The organism is Nocardia sp. NPDC004573, assembly GCF_053602135.1.
This window is the reverse complement of the sequence record NZ_JBSGDA010000063.1, coordinates 1-2224: the sequence shown is the minus strand read 5'-3', so window position 1 is coordinate 2224 and position 2224 is coordinate 1. Positions and strand designations below refer to the sequence as shown.

Genomic DNA, 2224 nt, shown 5'->3' with positions numbered 1-2224 from the left:
TGTCGGCGGAACGTGAAAACTGATCACTGCGCGGCAACTCAAAATGGACCACCTGGTCGGTGACCCTGGCTGATATCCGAGCCAGGGAGGACCGAAGGGATGCTTGCTGTGGAGGATTGGGCTGAGGTTCGTCGTTTGAGCAGGTCAGAGGGTGTTCCGATCCAGGCGATCGCTCGGATGATGGGCATATCCCGCAACACTGTGAAGCGGGCCCTGGCCTCGGATCGGCCACCGAAGTACGAGCGTCCGGCGAAGGGATCGGTCGTGGACGCGTTCGAGCCGCAGATCCGGGAGCTGCTGAAGATGTATCCGACGATGCCGTCGACGGTGATCGCGGAGCGAATCGGCTGGACCCGGTCGGTCCGGACGTTGTCTGGCCGGGTCGCCGAGCTGCGTCCGGTGTATCTGCCGCCGGATCCGGCGTCGCGGACGACCTATGTTGCCGGTGAGGTCGCTCAGTGTGATTTCTGGTTCCCGCCGATCGAGTTGCCGGTCGGGTCCGGGCAGGTCCGGGGCCCGAAACAGTTACCGGTCCTGACGATGGTGGCGGGTTATTCACGCTGGTTGATGGCGATGCTGATCCCGTCGCGGCATGCCGAGGACCTGTTCGCTGGTTGGTGGGCCCATATCCACCGGCTCGGCTCGGTGCCGAGGGTTCTGGTCTGGGACGGAGAAGGCGCGATCGGCCGCTGGCGGGCCGGCCGCAGCGAACTCACGACCGAATGCCAAGCATTCCGAGGCACCCTCGGTGCGAAAGTACTCGTCTGCAAACCCGCCGATCCGGAGGCCAAAGGCATGATCGAACGGGCCCACGACTACCTGGAACGGTCGTTTCTGCCCGGGCGGTCGTTCAGCAGTCCTGCTGACTTCAACGCCCAGCTCGGCGAGTGGCTGGAGTTGGTCAACCATCGACCCCGCCGCGCGTTGGGTTGCGCGCCCGTCGATCGGATCACCGCGGACCGCCAAGCGATGCTGGCGTTGCCGCCGATCGCGCCGGAGACCGGGTGGCGGCGGTCAGCGCGGCTGCCGCGCGATCATTATGTCCGGTTGGATTCCAATGACTACTCGGTGCATCCGGCGGTGATCGGTCGCCGGATCGAGATCGTCGCAGACCTGGACCGGGTCCGGGTGTTCTCCGGTGGTCGGGTCGTCGCCGATCACGAACGGATCTGGGCATGGCATCAAACGCTATCCGACCCCGTCCATATCGAGGCGGCGAAAGCGTTGCGGCGCGGCCGGATCGGTATCGTGCGCCCGGCACCAGAACCCGAGGTCGAGCAACGCTGCCTGACCGACTACGACACCGCACTCGGCATCGAAGGCGGGGTGGCGTGATGCCCGGCCGAACCAGAACCGCCCCGAAAACTTCCACCACGACCAGGGATTTCGCTGCGGAGCTGAGCTTCCTCACCCGAGCGCTGAAGGCGCCGTCGCTGCGCGAAGCCGCGCAACGGCTGCCCGAACGCGCCCGCGCCGAGAACTGGACCCACGAGGAGTTCCTCGTCGCCTGCCTGCAACGCGAGGTCTCCGCCCGCGAATCCCACGGCGGTGAAGGACGAATCCGCTCGGCCCGGTTCCCTCACCGAAAATCCCTCGAGGAGTTCGACTTCGGTCACGCCCGCGGCCTCAAACGCGACACGATCGCGCACCTGGGCACCCTGGATTTCGTCACCGCGAAAGAGAATGTGGTGTTCCTGGGACCACCCGGAACAGGCAAAACCCACCTCGCGATCGGACTGGCGATCCGAGCCTGCCAGGCCGGACACCGAGTCGCGTTCGCCACCGCCGCCGAATGGGTGTCCCGCCTCGCCGAAGCCCACCACACCGGCCGCTTGCAGGCCGAGCTGACCAAGCTCGGTCGCTACCCGCTGCTCGTGGTCGACGAGGTCGGCTACATCCCGTTCGAGAACGAGGCAGCGAACCTGTTCTTCCAGCTCGTCTCGTCCCGCTACGAACGGGCCTCGCTGATCGTGACCAGCAACAAAGTCTTCGGCCGGTGGGGCGAGGTCTTCGGCGACGACGTCGTCGCCGCAGCCATGATCGACCGCCTCGTCCACCACGCCGAGGTCATCGCATTGAAAGGCGACAGCTACCGGCTCAAGGACCGCGACCTCGGCCGCGTCCCCACCGCCGGCACAACTGAAGACTGAAACCACCAATCCAACCGGCCAGGTGGTCCAGATTGAACTGCCGTCAGATGGTCCGGATTGGCGTTCCGTTGACA

The 2224-nt window shown here is 65.7% G+C and carries 2 protein-coding genes; both read left to right on the top strand.

Translation table 11 applies throughout. From position 1 onward, the window contains the following. The first annotated feature begins 99 nt into the window (after positions 1-99). A complete protein-coding gene (gene istA / locus ACWEKR_RS35505) occupies positions 100-1335 on the top strand; it encodes an IS21 family transposase (protein WP_452358232.1) in 1236 nt (411 codons plus the stop codon). After that, the gene (istB, locus tag ACWEKR_RS35500) at positions 1335-2150 is read left to right on the top strand and encodes an IS21-like element helper ATPase IstB (protein WP_449941582.1); all 816 of its coding nucleotides are present in this window, start codon (positions 1335-1337) and stop codon (positions 2148-2150) included. The genes istA and istB overlap by 1 nt, the downstream gene beginning before the upstream one ends. Positions 2151-2224: the final 74 nt, after the last annotated feature.